The sequence below is a fragment of the Streptomyces sp. 142MFCol3.1 genome (assembly GCF_000424945.1).
In the GTDB taxonomy this organism is placed as follows: domain Bacteria; phylum Actinomycetota; class Actinomycetes; order Streptomycetales; family Streptomycetaceae; genus Streptomyces; species Streptomyces siamensis.
In genome coordinates, this window is sequence record NZ_AUKV01000018.1 from 121,360 (window position 1) to 138,351 (window position 16,992).

16 protein-coding genes and 1 pseudogene are annotated in these 16,992 nt (G+C 72.7%); 10 read left to right on the top strand and 7 right to left on the bottom strand.

Annotated elements, in window-relative coordinates; all coding sequences use genetic code 11:
- Window positions 1-97 precede the first annotated feature (97 nt).
- Complete coding sequence (locus H305_RS0126025; protein ID WP_037765351.1) at window positions 98-589, top strand: hypothetical protein; 492 nt, start codon at window positions 98-100, stop codon at window positions 587-589.
- On the opposite strand, the gene H305_RS0126030 is transcribed toward H305_RS0126025, so the two are convergent.
- From H305_RS0126030 to H305_RS0126045, 4 genes are all read right to left on the bottom strand, one after another.
- Window positions 590-1,210, bottom strand: coding sequence for a Maf family protein (locus tag H305_RS0126030; protein ID WP_028802994.1), 621 nt, complete (start codon window positions 1,208-1,210; stop codon window positions 590-592). It lies immediately after the preceding gene.
- Window positions 1,211-1,270: 60 nt separating this feature from the next.
- Entirely contained in the window at window positions 1,271-1,399 is a 129-nt protein-coding gene (gene mmpB / locus H305_RS55810; protein ID WP_095936324.1) for a morphogenic membrane protein MmpB, read from the bottom strand.
- Window positions 1,400-1,602: 203 nt separating this feature from the next.
- Window positions 1,603-1,812 (bottom strand): acyl-CoA carboxylase epsilon subunit, encoded by a 210-nt coding sequence (locus tag H305_RS0126040; RefSeq protein WP_028802995.1) that lies wholly within the window; start codon window positions 1,810-1,812, stop codon window positions 1,603-1,605.
- Between the two features lie 27 nt (window positions 1,813-1,839).
- A complete protein-coding gene (locus tag H305_RS0126045) occupies window positions 1,840-3,432 on the bottom strand; it encodes an acyl-CoA carboxylase subunit beta (RefSeq protein ID WP_028802996.1) in 1,593 nt (530 codons plus the stop codon).
- 136 nt (window positions 3,433-3,568) lie between these two features.
- On the opposite strand from H305_RS0126045, the gene H305_RS0126050 reads away from it, so the two are divergent.
- Together H305_RS0126050 and H305_RS0126055 are read left to right on the top strand one after the other, a co-directional pair.
- Window positions 3,569-4,444 (top strand): biotin--[acetyl-CoA-carboxylase] ligase, encoded by an 876-nt coding sequence (locus tag H305_RS0126050; protein ID WP_028802997.1) that lies wholly within the window; start codon window positions 3,569-3,571, stop codon window positions 4,442-4,444.
- 151 nt (window positions 4,445-4,595) lie between these two features.
- Window positions 4,596-5,861: an adenylate/guanylate cyclase domain-containing protein gene (locus H305_RS0126055; RefSeq protein WP_028802998.1), complete on the top strand. Its 1,266-nt coding sequence runs from the start codon at window positions 4,596-4,598 to the stop codon at window positions 5,859-5,861.
- 85 nt (window positions 5,862-5,946) lie between these two features.
- Here H305_RS0126055 and H305_RS55055 read toward each other — a convergent pair whose 3' ends face one another.
- On the bottom strand, window positions 5,947-7,167 hold the full coding sequence (locus H305_RS55055) for a hypothetical protein (protein ID WP_051370967.1): 1,221 nt from the start codon (window positions 7,165-7,167) through the stop codon (window positions 5,947-5,949).
- 205 nt (window positions 7,168-7,372) lie between these two features.
- Between H305_RS55055 and H305_RS0126065 the strand changes: the two genes are divergently transcribed.
- The 5 genes and pseudogenes from H305_RS0126065 to H305_RS47120 all read left to right on the top strand — a co-directional run bounded on the left by H305_RS0126065 (window position 7,373) and on the right by H305_RS47120 (window position 13,575).
- Window positions 7,373-8,203 carry an enoyl-CoA hydratase/isomerase family protein gene (locus tag H305_RS0126065; RefSeq protein WP_028802999.1) on the top strand — a complete coding sequence of 277 codons (831 nt, stop codon included), beginning with the start codon at window positions 7,373-7,375 and terminating at the stop codon, window positions 8,201-8,203.
- A gap of 275 nt (window positions 8,204-8,478) precedes the next feature.
- Window positions 8,479-9,444, top strand: a pseudogene (locus H305_RS55815) (diguanylate cyclase domain-containing protein); the annotation flags it as partial.
- A gap of 270 nt (window positions 9,445-9,714) precedes the next feature.
- A complete protein-coding gene (gene hutH, locus H305_RS55065; RefSeq protein WP_028803000.1) occupies window positions 9,715-11,253 on the top strand; it encodes a histidine ammonia-lyase in 1,539 nt (512 codons plus the stop codon).
- A 217-nt stretch (window positions 11,254-11,470) separates the two neighbouring features.
- Window positions 11,471-11,674 (top strand): cold-shock protein, encoded by a 204-nt coding sequence (locus tag H305_RS0126075; RefSeq protein WP_028803001.1) that lies wholly within the window; start codon window positions 11,471-11,473, stop codon window positions 11,672-11,674.
- A gap of 134 nt (window positions 11,675-11,808) precedes the next feature.
- Window positions 11,809-13,575, top strand: a complete 1,767-nt coding sequence (locus H305_RS47120) for a DEAD/DEAH box helicase (RefSeq protein ID WP_234021053.1) — start codon at window positions 11,809-11,811, stop codon at window positions 13,573-13,575.
- A gap of 190 nt (window positions 13,576-13,765) precedes the next feature.
- Here the strand turns inward: H305_RS47120 and H305_RS0126085 are convergent, their stop codons facing one another.
- Together H305_RS0126085 and H305_RS0126090 are read right to left on the bottom strand one after the other, a co-directional pair.
- Window positions 13,766-14,515, bottom strand: a complete 750-nt coding sequence (locus H305_RS0126085) for a DUF2625 family protein (RefSeq protein ID WP_028803002.1) — start codon at window positions 14,513-14,515, stop codon at window positions 13,766-13,768.
- 38 nt (window positions 14,516-14,553) lie between these two features.
- The gene (locus tag H305_RS0126090; RefSeq protein ID WP_234021054.1) at window positions 14,554-14,871 is read right to left on the bottom strand and encodes a hypothetical protein; all 318 of its coding nucleotides are present in this window, start codon (window positions 14,869-14,871) and stop codon (window positions 14,554-14,556) included.
- Window positions 14,872-14,981: 110 nt separating this feature from the next.
- Between H305_RS0126090 and H305_RS0126095 the strand changes: the two genes are divergently transcribed.
- Both H305_RS0126095 and H305_RS0126100 read left to right on the top strand, forming a co-directional pair.
- Complete coding sequence (locus H305_RS0126095; RefSeq protein ID WP_028803004.1) at window positions 14,982-15,329, top strand: hypothetical protein; 348 nt, start codon at window positions 14,982-14,984, stop codon at window positions 15,327-15,329.
- Window positions 15,330-15,535: 206 nt separating this feature from the next.
- Window positions 15,536-16,804 carry a L,D-transpeptidase gene (locus H305_RS0126100; protein WP_199791456.1) on the top strand — a complete coding sequence of 423 codons (1,269 nt, stop codon included), beginning with the start codon at window positions 15,536-15,538 and terminating at the stop codon, window positions 16,802-16,804.
- Window positions 16,805-16,992 lie beyond the last annotated feature (188 nt).

Sequence of the window (16,992 nt, forward strand, 5' to 3'; positions counted from 1 at the left end):
CCGCGCAGACCTCTTGTCCCGCGGTTTACCCGTTAGTAGCGTTCGCGATGTCCTGAACGTACTGGGAGTAACAGCACGCGGAAGTGGGTGGGGACCGGTGGTGCGCAGACCGGTGGCGTGGGTGACGGCGATCGTGCTCTTCGTGGAGGCGATCGGCATCGCGCTGCTGAACTGGTTCCTCGGCGTGGTCGTGGACCGTCAGGACATGTCCCTGGCAGGGCTCGACCCCGACATGATGTCCGTGTCGTCGAAGGTCGGCGGGCTGGTCTTCGGCCTGTACTTCGCGGCCTGTGCCCTCACCGCCCTGCTGGTCGCCCTCCGCGACCGCGCACCGCGCGTTCTCGGGCGTGTCCTGCTGATCAGCGCCGCCGTGGTGCACGGCCTGCTCGGCGCGTTCACGGTGGGGCTGGTGGGCTGGGGCGCGTTCGCCTTCATGATGGTCGTGCTCGGGCTGATCGTGTTCACCCTGCTGGCGTACGACCGCCGTGAGGCGGCCGGCCCGGCCGACGCCGTGCCCGGGGACGGCAAGGACGGCGGAAACGGCGGAGGAACCCCGGTCTCGGCCCCTCCGGCCCCCTCCGCCTCCTGATCACTTCTCCCGCGGCGTCCACAGCTCGGTGATGCCGACGCCCAGCTCGGCGAGGAGCCTGCGCACGAGCGGCAGCGAGATGCCGATGACATTGCCGTGGTCGCCGTCGATGCCCTCGATGAACGGCGCCGAGCGGCCGTCGAGGGTGAAGGCGCCCGCCACGTGGAGGGGTTCGCCCGAGGCGATGTAGGCGGCGATCTCCTCGTCCGTGGGCTCGCCGAAGCGGACCACGGTGGACGCGGTCGCCGAGGCGTAGCGCTTGGCCGCCGTGTCGTAGATGCAGTGCCCCGTCTGGAGGGTCCCGGCCCGGCCGCGCATCGCCTTCCAGCGCGCGGTGGCCTCCTCTGCGTCCGCGGGCTTGCCCAGGGCCTGGCCGTCCAGGTCGAGGACGGAGTCGCAGCCGATCACCAGTGCGCCCTGCGCCTCGGGGCGGGCCGCGACGACGGATGCCTTCGCCTCGGCCAGTGCGAGGGCGAGTTCGGCGGGGGTGGGGGCGCTGACGGCCTCCTCGTCCACTCCGCTCACGATCACCTCGGGGGCGAGTCCGGCCTGCCGCAGCAGGTTGAGCCGGGCGGGGGACTGCGAGGCGAGCACGAGACGGCGGCGCGGCTGATCGGTCATGCGCTCAGGGTATCGGCGCGGTCCGGGCCGCCGGCCGGTGTCCGTCCGCTCCCGGGCGGCTCACATCACGCCGAGCAGGATCATCGCGAGCACCATGGCCAGCGCCACGAGAATGCCCAGGCGCCGCAACATCTCCTGCATGTCGCGGAGTTCCTCGGGGGGTTCGTTCTCGGGGTCGGACCACAGCATGTCCCCGATCGTGCGGCGGGCGGGGGGCCGGGCGCCTGAGTACGCGTACTCAATTTCGGGGCTCGTGGGGCACGGACCCGGGTTCGCGGACCGGCCGGCCCGGGACTTCCCGCGCCGGCCGGTCCGCGAACCCGGGCCGTCGTCCTGGGCCCTGGATGACCGTTCCCGCCCGCCCGGCGACGCCGGGAACGGTCAGATGGGCCCTAGCCGGGCCAGTAGGTGCGGCCCCACGCCTTCGGCCCCGGGGCCGGCAGGCGGCTCATCGCCAGCCGGGCCGGGTCGGCCCAGGCGTCCGGCTCGCGGCGCGCGCCCGACGGGGCGGAGGCCGCCGCCGCGGCGCGCGCCCTGACCACCGCCAGTGCGGCGGCCAGCTCCTCGGGGGTCGGATTGCCCCGAACGACCTTGATCGTCATGTCTGCTCCCAGGAGTCCGATCGGGGCCTAGAGGGGGATGTTGCCGTGCTTCTTCGGAGGGAGTGATTCCCGCTTGGTGCGCAGCTGACGCAGGCCCCGGACGATGTGCGAGCGGGTCTGCGAGGGCATGATCACGCCGTCGATGTAACCGCGTTCGGCGGCCGTGTAGGGGTTGAGGAGCGTGTCCTCGTACTCCTGGATGAGGCGGGCGCGGGTGGCGTCCTGGTCCTCGGCGGCGGCGATGGTGCGGCGGTGCAGGATGTTGACCGCGCCCTGGGCGCCCATGACGGCGATCTGGGCGGTGGGCCAGGCCAGGTTGATGTCGGCGCCCAGGTGCTTGGACCCCATGACGTCGTAGGCGCCGCCGAAGGCCTTGCGGGTGATGACCGTGATCAGGGGCACGGTGGCCTCGGCGTAGGCGTAGATCAGCTTGGCGCCGCGGCGGATGATGCCCTCGTGCTCCTGGCCGACGCCGGGCAGGAAGCCGGGGACGTCGACGAAGGTGATGACCGGGACGTTGAAGGCGTCGCAGGTGCGCACGAAGCGGGCGGCCTTCTCGCTGGCGTCGATGTCCAGGCAGCCGGCGAACTGCATCGGCTGGTTGGCGACGATGCCGACGGGGTGGCCCTCGACGCGGCCGAAGCCGGTGAGGATGTTGGGCGCGAACAGCGCCTGGGTCTCGAAGAACTCGGCGTCGTCCAGGACGTGTTCGATGACCGCGTGCATGTCGTACGGCTGGTTCGCGCTGTCGGGCACGATGGTGTCCAGCTCGCGGTCCTCGTCGGTCGGGGCGAGGTCGGCCTCCTCGGCGAACGCGGGAGGCTCGGAGAGGTTGTTGGACGGCAGGTACGACAGGAGCTGCTTGACGTACTCGATGGCGTCCTTCTCGTCGCCGGCCATGTGGTGGGCGACGCCGGAGGTGGCGTTGTGGGTGCGGGCGCCGCCCAGTTCCTCGAAGCCGACGTCCTCGCCGGTGACCGTCTTGATGACGTCCGGGCCGGTGATGAACATGTGCGAGGTCTGGTCGACCATGATCGTGAAGTCGGTGATGGCGGGGGAGTAGACCGCGCCGCCCGCGCAGGGGCCGACCACGAGCGAGATCTGCGGGATGACGCCGGAGGCGTGGGTGTTGCGGCGGAAGATCTCGCCGTACATGCCCAGCGCGCTGACGCCTTCCTGGATGCGGGCGCCGCCGGAGTCGTTGATGCCGATGACCGGGCAGCCGGTCTTCAGCGCGAAGTCCATCACCTTCATGATCTTCTGGCCGAAGACCTCGCCGAGCGCGCCGCCGAAGACGGTGAAGTCCTGCGAGAACACGGCGACGGGGCGGCCGTCGACCATGCCGTAGCCGGTGACGACACCGTCGCCGTAGGGACGGTTCTTCTCCAGCCCGAAGTCGGTCGAGCGGTGCCGGGCGAACTCGTCGAACTCGACGAAGGAGCCCTCGTCCATCAGGAGTTCGATGCGCTCACGGGCCGTCAGCTTGCCCTTCGCGTGCTGCTTCTCGACGGCGCGCTCCGAGCCGGCGTGCGTCGCCTCTTGGATGCGGCGCTGCAAGTCCGCGAGCTTGCCCGCGGTGGTGTGGATGTCGGGGTGTTGCAGCTCTTCCGGCTCGGACATCGGGATGCGGCTCCCTGCCTGCTCTAGGGGGACGTGAGGGTGAGGTGCTCAGAAGGGGGGCTTGCTACTCATCCGTAGCGTAGTGGCGTGCCTACCGTTCAGCAGTGCGGCGTTTACCACACCTAGGGTGGGTTGCATGACGCCGCGAGATGCTTCAGACGCGAACGACAACCGGTGGTCCGACCTGGACCGGCCGCCCCTGAACGCCACCGCCCTGAACCGGGCGCTCGTCCGCGACGGCGAGCACGGCAGCCTGTGGCGCGATGTCCAGGTGGTGGAGCGCACCGGGTCCACCAACTCCGACCTCGTCGCCCTGGCCGGCGCGGGGAAGGCGGACGAGGGCGCCGTCCTCGTCGCCGAGGAACAGGACGCCGGGCGCGGCCGTCTCGACCGCAGCTGGACGGCGCCCGCCCGCTCCGGCCTCTTCTTCTCCGTCCTGCTCAAGCCCACCGGGGTTCCTGTCGAGCGCTGGGGCTGGCTGCCGCTGCTCACCGGTGTCGCCGTCGCGACCGCGCTGTCCCGCACCGCCGGTGTCGACACGGCACTCAAGTGGCCCAACGACCTGCTGGTGACCATCGACGGGGAGGAGCGCAAGGCCGGAGGCATCCTCGCCGAGCGCGCCGGGACGGACTCCGTCGTGGTGGGCATCGGCATCAACGTCACCCTGCGCGAGGACGAACTGCCGGTGCCCGGGGCCGGGTCGCTGGCGCTCGCGGGAGCGGTCGGCACGGACCGTGACACCGTGCTGCGGTCCGTGCTGCGGTCCCTGGAGGACTGGTATTCGCGGTGGCGCGACGCCGCGGGCGACCCCGTCGCCTCCGGTCTCCAGGAGACGTACGCCGCCGGGTGCGCGACGCTCGGACGAGTGGTCCGCGCCGAACTGCCCGGCGACCGCTCGATCACCGGCGAGGCCGTCGCCCTGGACGGGGACGGCCGGCTGGTCATCGCCACGGAAACGGGCGTGCAGCAGCCCGTCGGCGCGGGCGACGTGGTGCACCTGCGGCCCGCGTAGGGAGTCCCGGCGGCCGAAACCCCCCGGCCGGGACGGTGCCCCTGGAAACCTCCCCACCTGGGTCCCGGCGTCGGGAGTGAGCCAGCGCACACCTGCCGTAGAGTTGAGCGCGGCCGATATCTGACGTCGGCAGATCGGAAGGGCAGCAGGCGTGACCGTCGACGACACCGGCTCCGACGCGGGCGCCCGGCCCGCCCCTGACGGCGAGCCGGGCCGTACCGCCGGGCCGGTTACCGACGCGTCGCCCTCGTCTGCCGGCGCCCGGCCCGGGACGCGGCCGGACGCCGGGTCCGACACGGGCCCCGACGCCCGTACCGACCTGAACGGCCGCGTGGACCTTCCCTCCGAGCCGGAGGACGGGGAGGACCCCCTGGCACTCCGCCTGGAAGGGCTCATCCTCGGCGCGGAGCGCCGCTACACGCCCTTCCAGGCAGCCCGCAGCGCCGGTGTCTCCATGGAGCTGGCGTCCCGCTTCTGGCGGGCCATGGGCTTCGCCGACATCGGGCAGGCCAAGGCGCTCACCGAGGCGGACGTGCTCGCCCTGCGGCGCCTGGCCGGTCTCGTCGAGGCGGGGCTGCTCAGCGAGGCCATGGCGGTGCAGGTCGCCCGTTCCACCGGCCAGACCACGGCCCGCCTCGCCGAGTGGCAGATCGACTCCTTCCTGGAGGGCCTCACGGAGCCCCCGGAACCGGGCATGACCCGCACCGAGGTGACGTACCCCCTGATCGAGCTGCTCCTGCCCGAGCTGGAGGAGTTCCTCGTCTACGTCTGGCGGCGCCAGCTCGCCGCCGCCACCGGCCGGGTCGTGCAGGCGGCGGACGACGAGGAGATGGTCGACCGGCGCCTCGCCGTCGGCTTCGCCGACCTCGTGGGCTTCACCCGGCTGACCCGCCGCATGGAGGAGGAGGAGCTCGGCGAGCTCGTCGAGGCCTTCGAGACCACGGCGGCCGACCTGGTGGCCGCGCACGGGGGACGCCTCATCAAGACCCTCGGCGACGAGGTGCTGTACGCGGCGGACGACGCCGGGATCGCCGCCGAGATCGCGCTGCGGCTCATCGAGACGATGGCGCACGACGAGACGATGCCCGAGCTGCGCGTCGGCATGGCCTTCGGCACGGTGACCACGCGGATGGGCGACGTGTTCGGCACCACAGTGAACCTCGCGAGCCGGCTCACGTCGATAGCGCCGCGCGACGCCGTCCTGGTGGACGGCGCGTTCGCGGAGGAACTGATCCACACCGGGGAGGCCCCCGCCTCCGAGGCGGAGGCCGCCGAGGCCGCGGCCACCGCCGAGAAGGAGGGCGAGGAACCGCCCACCTACCGCTTCGCCCTCCAGCCGATGTGGCAGCGCCCGGTGCGTGGCCTCGGTGTGATCGAGCCGTGGCTGCTCGCGCGCCGGGACAACACCGAGTCGTAGCCCCGGGCACCCGCGCACCGGCCGGGCCGTGGGCCGGTCGTCGGGGCGGGCCGGACGCCGGGGCACCGGCCGGGCCGTCGGCCGCTCATCCGGGCAGACCCGGGAGGCCGTGCGCCGACAGGCCGTGCACGCAGATGCCGACGATCGGGACGCAGACGCCCGGCGGCTCCGGCCGCGGTGCCGGGGCGTGACTGCTGGTGCCCGGCGCCGGCGCCGGAGTGGCCGGGTCGGTCGTCGCCCGCGGCGGCGGGGTGCTCATCGGCACGGAGGGGATGCCCGTCCCGCCCGGTGCGTCGCTCGCGAGGCCGCTGCCGTGGGGCCACGGCGTCGTCGGGACGGCCGAGGGCGTCGTCGGGGGCGCCGTGGGCGTGGCGCCGTCGCCCGATGCCGCAGTCGTGGCGGCACCGCCCATCACGCCGGATGCCGTGGCGGCGGACGGTCGCACCGAGGGCACCGCCTCCACCGTGGTCACGGAGGACCCCGCAGAGCCCGCCGGGTCGGTGGCGTTCCCCGCCCGCGGCTCGGCCTCCGCGCTCCCGCCGCCCCCGACCACCGAGTCGGGGGTCATCCGCGCGAGGCTCAGCACCCCCGCGGCGAGTGCGAGTCCCCCCACTGCGAAGAGCACCCGCCTCGGCCGCGGCCTGCGGTGCCGGCCCCGCACGGGGCGGAACCGCCCGGGAGGGTCGGTCGCGTCCCCGGACTTCGGGGCCCCCTCGCGAGGACGGGGCCCCGAGGACTCGGTGCGGGTCCTGCGGGCACCGTTCGCCGCGGGAGCGGACCGGACCGGGCCGCCCTTCGCGCCGACACCACCGCTTCCGGAGCGCCGAGCGCTGCCTGCGGCGTCTTCCGGGGCGCCGCAGGCTGCCGTGTCGCCCTCCGGGGTGCCGTCGGCGTCTGCGGCGGCCGAGGCGCGCTGCGTGCCGCCCGTGCTGGTCTGCGCGGGCCCGTTCCCGGCTGTGCCGGGGGGTGTGGGGCGGGTGCCGGGGCTGTCGGCCCGTGGGGCGCCGCCGGTGGCCGTACTGCTCTTCGGAGTGCCGTCGGTGTCCGTGCCGGCCCTCGACGCGGCACCCACCGGCGACCCACCGCCGTCGGTGGCCACGCGGGTGGCGTTCCCCGCCGTGTCGGTGGGTGCGGGGGTGAGGTCGGTCGGTCGGGCCGCGGTGGTGGGGGCCGGGGCCGTTCCGGAAGGAGCCGGGTCTGCCGTGCGGGCCGGCGCCGGGTCGGTCCGGGGCGCGCTGTTCTTCGTGGGGCCGGCCTGAGGTTCCGGGCGGGTCCTGCCGACGTCTGTCGTATGGCCGTTCGTCATGGTCGTCCCTCCCCTACGTGCCCGCGCCCCCCGAAGCGCTGTGGCGGTGCGCAGGCTATGCACGGTTCGGGCGCGATGGGCGGGAGTTGGGCCGGATGTCACCCGAACGGGGACGTACGGGGCGGGGGGAGCGGGTTTCCTGGGGCGGCGTCGGCTGCGATGATCGGGGCGTCGGTTGTTAACCCACGTTAACCGGGAGGGCGTCATGGCGGAGCAGGGGCCGGAGTCGACGACGGAGCAGGTCGACGAGCGGCGGTTCGGGGAGTTCGTCGCCGTACGGCGGCACGGACACGTCGCCGAGCTCGCCCTCGACCGGCCCAAGGCCATGAACGCGGTGTCCACCGAGATGGCCCGCTCGATCGCCGGGGCCTGCGACGCGCTCGCCGCCGACCGGGACGTACGCGTGGTGGTGCTCTCGTCTACCCATGAGCGGGCCTTCTGCGTCGGCGCCGACCTGAAGGAGCGCAATTCCTTCAGTGACGCCGACCTGGTGCGGCAGCGCCCGGTGGCGCGGGCCGCGTACACGGGTGTCCTGGAGCTGCCGATGCCGACCATCGCGGCCGTGCACGGCTTCGCGCTGGGCGGCGGGTTCGAGCTGGCGCTGTCGTGCGACCTGATCGTGGCCGACCGCTCGGCGGTCGTCGGGCTGCCCGAGGTGTCCGTCGGGGTGATCCCCGGCGGTGGCGGCACGCAGCTGCTGCCCCGGCGGGTCGGTGCGGCCCGCGCGGCCGAGCTCATCTTCTCGGCGCGGCGCCTGGAGGCGGCCGAGGCGCGGGAGTTGGGTCTCGTGGACGAGCTGGTGGAGGCGGGGCGGGACACGGCGGAGGCCCTCGCGCTCGCCGCGCGCATCGCCGCGAACTCTCCCGTCGGCCTGCGCGCGGCCAAGCGGGCGCTGCGGCTCGGTCACGGGCTGGACCTGCGCGCCGGCCTGGAGGTCGAGGACGCCGCATGGCGGTCGGTCGCCTTCTCGGGGGACCGGGCCGAGGGGGTGGCGGCGTTCAACGCGAAGCGCGCCCCGCAGTGGCCCGGCGAGTGAGCAGGACCTGCCGGCGTCTGTCCGGCGGGTGTGCCCGGTAGGGCTCCCGCCGGGGCTCCCCGCCTCTTCCGGCGGCTCCCTCCGGCGCTCCGGGCGGCTCCCTGCGGCGCTCCGCCCGGCTCCCGCCCGGCTCCCCTTCGGGCCCCTTCCGGCGGCGCCCGCATGCGCGAGCCCCTGTTCGCCGTATCAATGTCCCTAAATGCCATGTTTTTACCTAGCCTGGGGTGATGGGTGAGGACAATCGGCTGAAGGCCGTGGTGGAGCTGGCGCAGGGGATGGCGGCGGCACGCACCCCGCGCGAGTCGTGGCGGGCCGCGGCCCTCGGCGCGTGCCACGCGCTGTCCGGAAACTTCGCCGCGCTCTCCGTGTGGGAGCGCGAGCTCGGGCGGCTGAGGGTGCTCGCCAACGTGGGCGACCGGGCGGCGGACGAGGCCGAGTTCCCGGACGGGGAGTCCTATCCGGTACACCAGTTCCCGGAGATCACCGAGTTCCTGCACGAGCGCTGGGCGGGCGGCGGTGGCCCGAACGCCTGGGTGGAGACCGCCGACGGCCCGGCGGGCGGCGGCGCCGGGTACTGCCACCAGCGCGTCGCCGCACTGCGCCGACGGGGGCGCGGCTGCTGCGTGGTCGCCCCGATCGTCCTGCACGGCCGGGCCTGGGGCGAGCTGTACGTCGCCCGCTCCACCGGTGCCCCGGTCTTCGACCGGGCCGACGCCGACTTCGCGACCGTGCTCGCCTCCGTCGTCGCCGCCGGGATAGCGCAGACCGAACGCCTTGAGGAGGCACGGCGGCTGGCGTTCACGGACTCCCTCACCGGGCTCGCCAACCGCCGTGCCGTCGACATGCGCCTCGACGAAGCGGTCGAGCAGTACAAGAAGGACGGCGTCGTGGTCAGCCTCGTGGTCTGCGACCTGAACGGGCTCAAGCGCGTCAACGACACCCGCGGGCACGCGGTCGGCGACCGGCTCCTCGAACGGTTCGGGTCGGTGCTGTCCCTGTGCGGGGCCATGCTTCCGGGCACCCTGGCCGCCCGCCTCGGCGGCGACGAGTTCTGCCTGCTGGCGGTGGGCCCGCCGGCGGCCGCCGTGGTCCGGATCGCCGACGAACTGTGCCGCCGTGCGGCCGAGTTGGAGCTCGGCGAGGGCGTGGCGTGCGGGGTCGCCTCGACCGAGGAGGCGATCGGGCCCGTACGGTCCGCCCGTCGGCTCTTCCGGCTCGCCGACGCGGCCCAGTACCGGGCCAAGGCCGTCCGCGCGGCACGGCCCGTCGTCGCCGGGCGTGAGGGGGCCGACGACCCGGTCGTCCAGCTCGCGGACGCTCCGTCGCCCACCGAGGGGGAGCGCCGCCGCTTCCGCGGACGCCACCAGCTGCGCCCTGAGCTGCCCGCCGTCGCGGGCCCGGGCGGCCCCGGACGTCCGGAGGTCCGTTGTGACGTTCGCCGGAGTAAGGGGTCAACCCGGCACCCACTAGTGACATCAACGAATTCACTGCGTACGCTCCTGAATATGGATATGCACACTGTGATGGTGGGGACGTCCGGGGTGACCGCGTCCGACGTTCTTGCCGTGGCGCGCGACGACGCCCGGATCGAGCTCTCCGGCGAGGCGGTGGCGGCCCTCGCCGCGGCCCGCGAGATCGTGGACGCGCTGGCGGCCAAGCCGGAGCCCGTCTACGGCGTCTCCACCGGGTTCGGCGCCCTCGCGACCCGGCACATCAGCCAGGAACTGCGCGCCCAGCTGCAGCGCAACATCGTCCGCTCGCACGCGGCCGGGATGGGCCCGCGCGTCGAGCGCGAGGTCGTCCGCGCGCTGATGTTCCTGCGGCTCAAGACCGTCTGCTCCGGCCACACCGGCGTACGTCCCGAGGTCGCGCAGACCATGGCGGACATCCTGAACGCCGGCATCACCCCGGTCGTCCACGAGTACGGCTCGCTCGGCTGCTCCGGCGACCTGGCGCCGCTGTCCCACTGCGCGCTCACGCTCATGGGCGAGGGCGACGCGGAGGGCCCCGACGGCACCGTCCGCCCCGCCGGCGAGCTTCTCGCCGAACACGGCATCACCCCTGTGGAGCTCCGCGAGAAGGAGGGGCTCGCCCTCCTGAACGGCACCGACGGCATGCTCGGCATGCTGGTCATGGCCCTCGCCGACCTGGAGGCGCTTTACAAGTCGGCCGACGTCACGGCCGCCCTCTCGCTCGAAGCGCTGCTCGGCACCGACAAGGTCCTCGCGCCCGAACTGCACGCCATCCGCCCGCACCCCGGACAGGGCGCCAGCGCCGCCAACATGCTGGCGGTGCTGAAGGGTTCGGAACTCACCGGGCACCACCAGGACGACGCCCCGCGCGTCCAGGACGCCTACTCCGTGCGCTGCGCGCCGCAGGTCGCCGGCGCGGGCCGCGACACCCTCGCCCACGCGCGCACGGTCGCCGAGCGCGAGCTGGCCTCGGCGGTCGACAACCCGGTCGTGCTGCCCGACGGCCGCGTCGAGTCGAACGGCAACTTCCACGGCGCCCCCGTCGCCTATGTGCTCGACTTCCTCGCGATCGCCGCCGCCGACCTCGGCTCCATCGCCGAGCGGCGCACCGACCGGCTCCTCGACAAGAACCGTTCGCACGGCCTGCCGCCGTTCCTCGCGGACGACGCCGGTGTCGACTCGGGCCTGATGATCGCCCAGTACACGCAGGCCGCCCTGGTGAGCGAGATGAAGCGCCTCGCCGTCCCGGCGTCCGCGGACTCCATCCCGTCCTCGGCGATGCAGGAGGACCACGTCTCCATGGGCTGGTCCGCGGCGCGCAAGCTGCGCACCGCCGTGGACAACCTGACCCGCATCGTCGCCATCGAGCTGTACGCCGCCACGCGCGCGATCGAGCTGCGTGAAGGCCTGGCCCCGGCCCCCGCGACGCAGGCGGTCATCGACGCCGTCCGCGCGGCCGGCGTCCAGGGCCCCGGACCGGACCGCTTCCTCGCCCCCGACCTGGAGGCGGCGGACGCGTTCGTGCGCGCGGGCGGAGTGCTGACGGCCGTGGAGCCCGTCACCGGTCCGCTCCAGTAGCGGACCCCGTGGAACGCGGAGGGGCGCCGTCCGCAGGCGCCCCTCCGCACCGGGCGGCGCTCCCCGGTGTGCTAGGGTCTCGCATTGATACGTTTTGGTACCCATTTACTTTGTGCGCCTGATCGGAATCTTCCGCAGGCGCGTTTTGTTTTACCGGCATCTCCGGCATTACCCGGTGCATCTCCGGATGGGACCCTTACCTGTTCGGGAGAACAACATGGCTACAGGAACCGTGAAGTGGTTCAACTCGGAAAAGGGCTTCGGCTTCATCGAGCAGGACGGCGGCGGCCCCGACGTCTTCGCCCACTACTCCAACATCGCGAGCTCCGGTTTCCGTGAGCTGCTGGAGGGCCAGAAGGTCTCGTTCGACGTCGCGCAGGGCCAGAAGGGCCTGCAGGCGGAGAACATCATCCCCGCCTGATTCGGGGACGCGCTTTTCCAGAGCCGGGGCCCGCACCTTCGGGTGCGGGCCCCGGCTCGTGCTGTGAACGCCCGTCCACGGACGGGCTCGGTGCGTGCAGTCCGTGGGGCCCAGGAAGGAAAACCAGATCCAGCATGACTCGATCCGAACGTCCCGCCCGTAAGCGGCCGACGCGCGCACGTGGCGACGCCCAGAACGGTGGCGCCGCCCACGACGGCGGTGCCACGAGGAGCGGCGGCGCCGTGAAGAACAGCGGCGCGAAGTCCGACGGCCCGGCACGCAGCGGTGGTACGGCCAGGTCCGGCGGTGCGGCTCGGACGGGTGGTTCCGCGCGCAACGCGGGCCGCGGCGCCGGCCGTGGTGCGGGCAGGGGCGCGACCCGCCAGGTCACGCCGCCGCAGGAGTTCTCCCTGCCCGAGACCCTCACGCCCGCGCTTCCCGCCGTCGACTCCTTCGACGCCCTGGACATGCCGGCCGCGCTGACGAAGACCCTCGCCGCGAACGGTGTCACCGAGCCCTTCCCGATCCAGGGCGCCACCCTGCCCAACTCCCTCGCGGGCCGTGACGTCCTCGGCCGCGGCCGTACGGGATCCGGCAAGACGCTGGCCTTCGGGCTGGCCCTGCTGGCGCGCACCGCGGGCCGCCGTGCCGAACCGAGGGCGCCGCTCGCCCTCGTCCTGGTGCCCACCCGTGAGCTGGCCCAGCAGGTCGACGACGCGCTGACGCCGTACGCGACCTCCGTCCAGCTGCGCGTCGCCACGGCCGTCGGCGGGATGTCGATCGGCCGCCAGGCCGGTGCGCTGCGACGTGGCGCCGAGGTGCTGGTGGCCACCCCGGGCCGCCTCAAGGACCTCATAGAGCGGGGTGACTGCGTCCTGGACCAGGTCGCGATCACGGTGCTCGACGAGGCGGACCAGATGGCCGACATGGGCTTTTTGCCGCAGGTCACGGCGCTGCTGCGGCAGGTCGAGCCGGACGGTCAGCGGCTGTTGTTCTCGGCGACGCTCGACAAGAACATCGACCGTCTCGTGCGGATGTTCCTCACCGACCCCGTGGTGCACTCCGTCGACCCGTCGGCGGGCGCGGTGACCACCATGGAGCACCACGTGCTGCACGTGGCCGACGAGACCGACAAGAAGGCCGTCGCCATGCGGATCGCGGCGCGCGACGGCCGGGTGATCCTCTTCGTCGACACCAAGCGCGGCGCCGACCGGTTCACCAAGCGGCTGCTCGCCAACGGCGTACGGGCGTCCGCGCTGCACGGCGGGCGCAGCCAGCCGCAGCGCAACCGCACCCTCGACCAGTTCAAGAACGGTCAGGTCACCGCGCTGGTCGCCACCAACGTGGCGGCTCGCGGCATCCACATCGACGACCTCGATCTGGTCGTCAACGTGGACCCGCCCACCGACCACAAGGACTATCTGCACCGCGGCGGACGCACCGCACGCGCGGGCGAGTCCGGCAGCGTCGTCACCCTCGTACTCCCGGAGCAGAAGCGGGAGATGACCCGGCTGATGGCCGACGCCGGCATCACCCCGCGCACCGCCCGTGTCAGGTCCGGCGACGAGGAACTGACCCGTCTGACCGGAGCCCGCGAGCCCTCCGGCGTCCCCGTGGTCATCGAGGTGCCGCAGCCCGCCGAGCAGCCGAAGCCGCGTGGCAGGACCCGTACCGGCACGGGACGCCGCGGCGGTTCCGGTGACGGCGGCGGGCGGCGTACGGCCGCCGAGGGCGGCACGGGCTCGGCCCGCACGGACGGCGCCGGGCGCGCTCCGCGACGCCGCACGGGCCGCGGCCAGGACGCCGTGGCGCAGAGCGGCGGCCCTCGCGGCCGCGGCGGGCAGAACCGCGGTGGCGCGGGCCGTGGGGGCAGGGACGGCGGAGGCCGCAAGGCCGCGTAGCGCGCCCGCGCAAGCCCGTTGGCGGCCGAGGCAGGGCAGCCGGTGCCGCGCCCCGGGCAGACGCGGTGGCGGCCCGGTGGGCGACGGCTTTCGGGCCGCCCCGCCGGGCCGTCTCGTCGAGTCTGTCGTCGAGCCGCCTCGCCGGGGGAGCGGCGCCGCACCGCCCGCGGGCTCCGTGCCCGGACCGGTGTCAGGGGCTGCCGAAGAACCCGGGATCGACCTTGTCGAGCTTCAGGGCGAAGTCCCGGTGGAGCTGGAGGATCTCGGCCAGCGGCACCGCGCGACGGCTGGTCGAGTGCAGGTCGCGGCGGGCCTCGGCCGACCACAGGAACGGGACGACGGAGAGGCCCTGCGTCCCGCCCAGGAGGCCGGACTCGGCACGCCAGCCCGGCCAGCGCAGGGTGTCGTAGAACCGGTCGGTGCCCTCGCGCAGGAACCAGTCGAGCCACTCCCCGTGGCCCACTTCGAGTGCCTCCCAGCGCAGCGAGTCCGGCGCGAAGTAGACGATCTCGCCGGGGCCACCGGGGCGGCCCGCCGCTTCCGGGTCGGCGCCGTTGACGAGGAAGACCCCGCCCAGCACGTCGTGGCCGACGACGAGTCCGTTCGCCGGGCGCCAGGACGGGTCGAACCGCTCGGGGAACTCGTTGACCTCGGCGAGGCTCGGCAGGTCCGCCGACGCGCCGGGCAGTCCCGTGGAGGTGTCGGCGGCCGGGCTGCCGTAGATGCGCAGCCAGCCGCTGTCCAGCACCAGGCCACCGCAGTTGAGCACCAGACCGCCCAGCCAGGACCGCGCGGTGACCTGGAGCTGGAGCAGGGTGGCGCGCCCCAGCGCCGGGTCCGCGGGCAGCACCTCCATGGACACCCCGCTCGCGGCGAGTGCCTCGGACAGGAGCGGCCAGGAGGGCTCCTCGACATCGGTCAGCTCGGTCAGGTCTCGCATGGATTCCCCGTGGGTCGGTCCGGACCGGAGTACTGCTCTCAGCAGGCCGTGATGCGCTCGCGGCGCACCGAGTACGTCACGAATCCGGCGCCCAGGGCGAGGAAGAGGGTGCCGCCGACGACGTACGGCGTCGTGTCGACGCTTCCGGTGTCGGCGAGCTGGGTGTGGGGCCCGTCGGACTGCGTGTCCGGGTCCGTCGCGGTGCGCGCCTCGGGGGTCGTCGTCGCGGTGGCCGACGCCGAGACGCCCGGACTGGGTTGGTCCTGGGTCGCGTTGGCGGACGGGACGAACCACAGGGCACCCAGGAGGGTCCCGGCTGCGGTGGCGGTCAGCAACGATCGACGTGCGGCGGACACGAAATATCGATCCCCTTGTGGCGCGGGCGAATTGGCCGTGTGGGGCGATGCTAATGAAAGGCGCGGGTCGTGGGAAAGTCGCGCAACCCCTGGGCCTTACGCTCCGTCCCATGAGTACTCCTGAGACATCACAGTTTGTACGGCTTCGTGTCGAGCTCGTACTGGAGATCGACGACGCCGACGCCGTCACCAAGGCCGCGCTGCGGCGTATCGCCGGGGACACCGACATGCCCGCGGACGAGCGCGCGCACGCCGAGAACGCGGTGACGGAAGACACGGCCGAGGCCCTCGCGTATCTGGTGGACCCGTTCGACCTGGTCAGCGAGGTGCCCGGGATCGAGCTCGCGCAGGCGTCGTGGAGCAGCGAGCCCATCGAATACGACCCCGATTCGCCCGACTGGGACCTCGACGAGGATGATGCTGACGAGGACGACGAGGAAGAAGACCCGCTCGGCTGACGCGGCTTGGGGAAACGTGACCCCGGGCGGCAACCGCCGTCCGGGGTTTCTTCGTCTCAGTAGACGCACTGACCACATCCGCACCACGCGGCGCATGTCCGAACGTGGTGTGCCCCACACTCCCGAGGGGCGTGGAACGGGACGTACCGGTCGTAGCGTTGATGGTTCCTACGGGGCTGTTCGAGACATTTGGTTATTCGGCGACGATGGAGAAGCGTGTGATGACGGACAGTAAGCGGCGCAGGGGCCTGATGGCCGCGTCCGCACTGCTCGGCGGTGTTCTGGTGCTCTCTGGCTGCAGTGACGGCAACGCCAAGGCCGACGGCGACGGCGGCGGCGACAGCTCGTCGCAGGCCAAGGTCGACGAGGCGGCCGCCAAGAAGACCTCAGAGGCTCAGATCAAGATCACACCCAAGGACGGCTCCGACAACGCCTCCATCAACAACGGCACCGCGGTCACGGTGAGCAAGGGCAGGCTGACGTCCGTCACCATGCAGACCGCGGAGGGCACCGCGGTCGCGGGCCAGATATCCGCCGACAAGAAGAGCTGGAAGCCGACCGGCCAGCTCCAGCGGGCCACCACATACAAGATCGCCGCCGAGGCCGCCGACTCCGAGGGCCGCACCGCCCACGAGAACGCCTCGTTCACGACGGTCTCCCCGGCGAACAGTTTCATAGGCAACTTCACGCCGGAGGACGGCTCCACCGTCGGCGTCGGCATGCCGGTCTCGATCAACTTCAACAAGGCGATCACCAACAAGGCCGCCGTGCAGAAGGGGATCACCGTCTCCTCCAGCAGCGGCCAGGAGGTCGTCGGCCACTGGTTCAACGCCAACCGTCTGGACTTCCGGCCCGAGAGCTACTGGACCGGCGGCTCCACCGTGACCCTGAAGCTCGCCCTCGACGGCGTCGAGGGCGCGAGCGGCGTCTACGGCGTGCAGCAGAAGACGGTCACCTTCAAGATCGGCCGCAACCAGGTCTCGATCGTCGACGCCAAGACCAAGACCATGAAGGTCACCCAGGACGGCAAGACCATCAGGACCATCCCGATCTCGGCGGGTTCCCCCGAGAACAAGACGTACCAGGGCCAGATGGTGATCTCCGAGAAGTTCAAGGAGACCCGGATGGACGGCTCGACCGTCGGCTTCACGAACGACGACGGCAAGGGCGAGTACGACATCAAGGACGTGCCGCACGCCATGCGTCTGTCGAGCTCCGGCACCTTCATCCACGGCAACTACTGGGGCGCCAAGTCCATCTTCGGCGCGGTGAACACCAGCCACGGCTGTGTCGGCCTGTCCGACACCAAGGGCGCCGGCGACAAGAACACCCCTGCCGCGTGGTTCTACGACAACTCGCTCATCGGTGACGTCGTGGTCGTGAAGAACACCGGCGACAAGACCATCGCCCCGGACAACGGCCTCAACGGCTGGAACCTGAACTGGACGGCGTGGAAGGCCGGCTCGGCCGTCTGAGCCCGCTGAACCCGCCGAGGCGGCGGCGACCCCCACACGGGTCGCCGCCGCCTTCGCGTTCTCCGGGCCGGGCGCTCACCGTCCGCGCAGGCCTCCGGGCCCGCGCGCAGCTCTTCTCGCGGCCCGGCGCAGCCTTCTCATCGTTCTCTTATTTCGGCCTTATCCCTTCATCACACGCCGTACCTACC

Bases quoted from the DNA above. Each gene is read 5' to 3' on its own strand.
- H305_RS0126030 (WP_028802994.1), bottom strand. From the start codon at position 1,210: ATGACCGATCAGCCGCGCCGCCGTCTCGTGCTCGCCTCGCAGTCCCCC.
- mmpB (WP_095936324.1), bottom strand. From the start codon at position 1,399: ATGCTGTGGTCCGACCCCGAGAACGAACCCCCCGAGGAACTCCGCGAC.
- H305_RS0126040 (WP_028802995.1), bottom strand. From the start codon at position 1,812: ATGACGATCAAGGTCGTTCGGGGCAATCCGACCCCCGAGGAGCTGGCC.
- H305_RS0126045 (WP_028802996.1), bottom strand. From the start codon at position 3,432: ATGTCCGAGCCGGAAGAGCTGCAACACCCCGACATCCACACCACCGCG.
- H305_RS0126050 (WP_028802997.1), top strand. From the start codon at position 3,569: ATGACGCCGCGAGATGCTTCAGACGCGAACGACAACCGGTGGTCCGAC.
- H305_RS55055 (WP_051370967.1), bottom strand. From the start codon at position 7,167: ATGACGAACGGCCATACGACAGACGTCGGCAGGACCCGCCCGGAACCT.
- H305_RS0126065 (WP_028802999.1), top strand. From the start codon at position 7,373: ATGGCGGAGCAGGGGCCGGAGTCGACGACGGAGCAGGTCGACGAGCGG.
- hutH (WP_028803000.1), top strand. From the start codon at position 9,715: ATGCACACTGTGATGGTGGGGACGTCCGGGGTGACCGCGTCCGACGTT.
- H305_RS0126075 (WP_028803001.1), top strand. From the start codon at position 11,471: ATGGCTACAGGAACCGTGAAGTGGTTCAACTCGGAAAAGGGCTTCGGC.
- H305_RS47120 (WP_234021053.1), top strand. From the start codon at position 11,809: ATGACTCGATCCGAACGTCCCGCCCGTAAGCGGCCGACGCGCGCACGT.
- H305_RS0126085 (WP_028803002.1), bottom strand. From the start codon at position 14,515: ATGCGAGACCTGACCGAGCTGACCGATGTCGAGGAGCCCTCCTGGCCG.
- H305_RS0126095 (WP_028803004.1), top strand. From the start codon at position 14,982: ATGAGTACTCCTGAGACATCACAGTTTGTACGGCTTCGTGTCGAGCTC.
- H305_RS0126100 (WP_199791456.1), top strand. From the start codon at position 15,536: ATGGAGAAGCGTGTGATGACGGACAGTAAGCGGCGCAGGGGCCTGATG.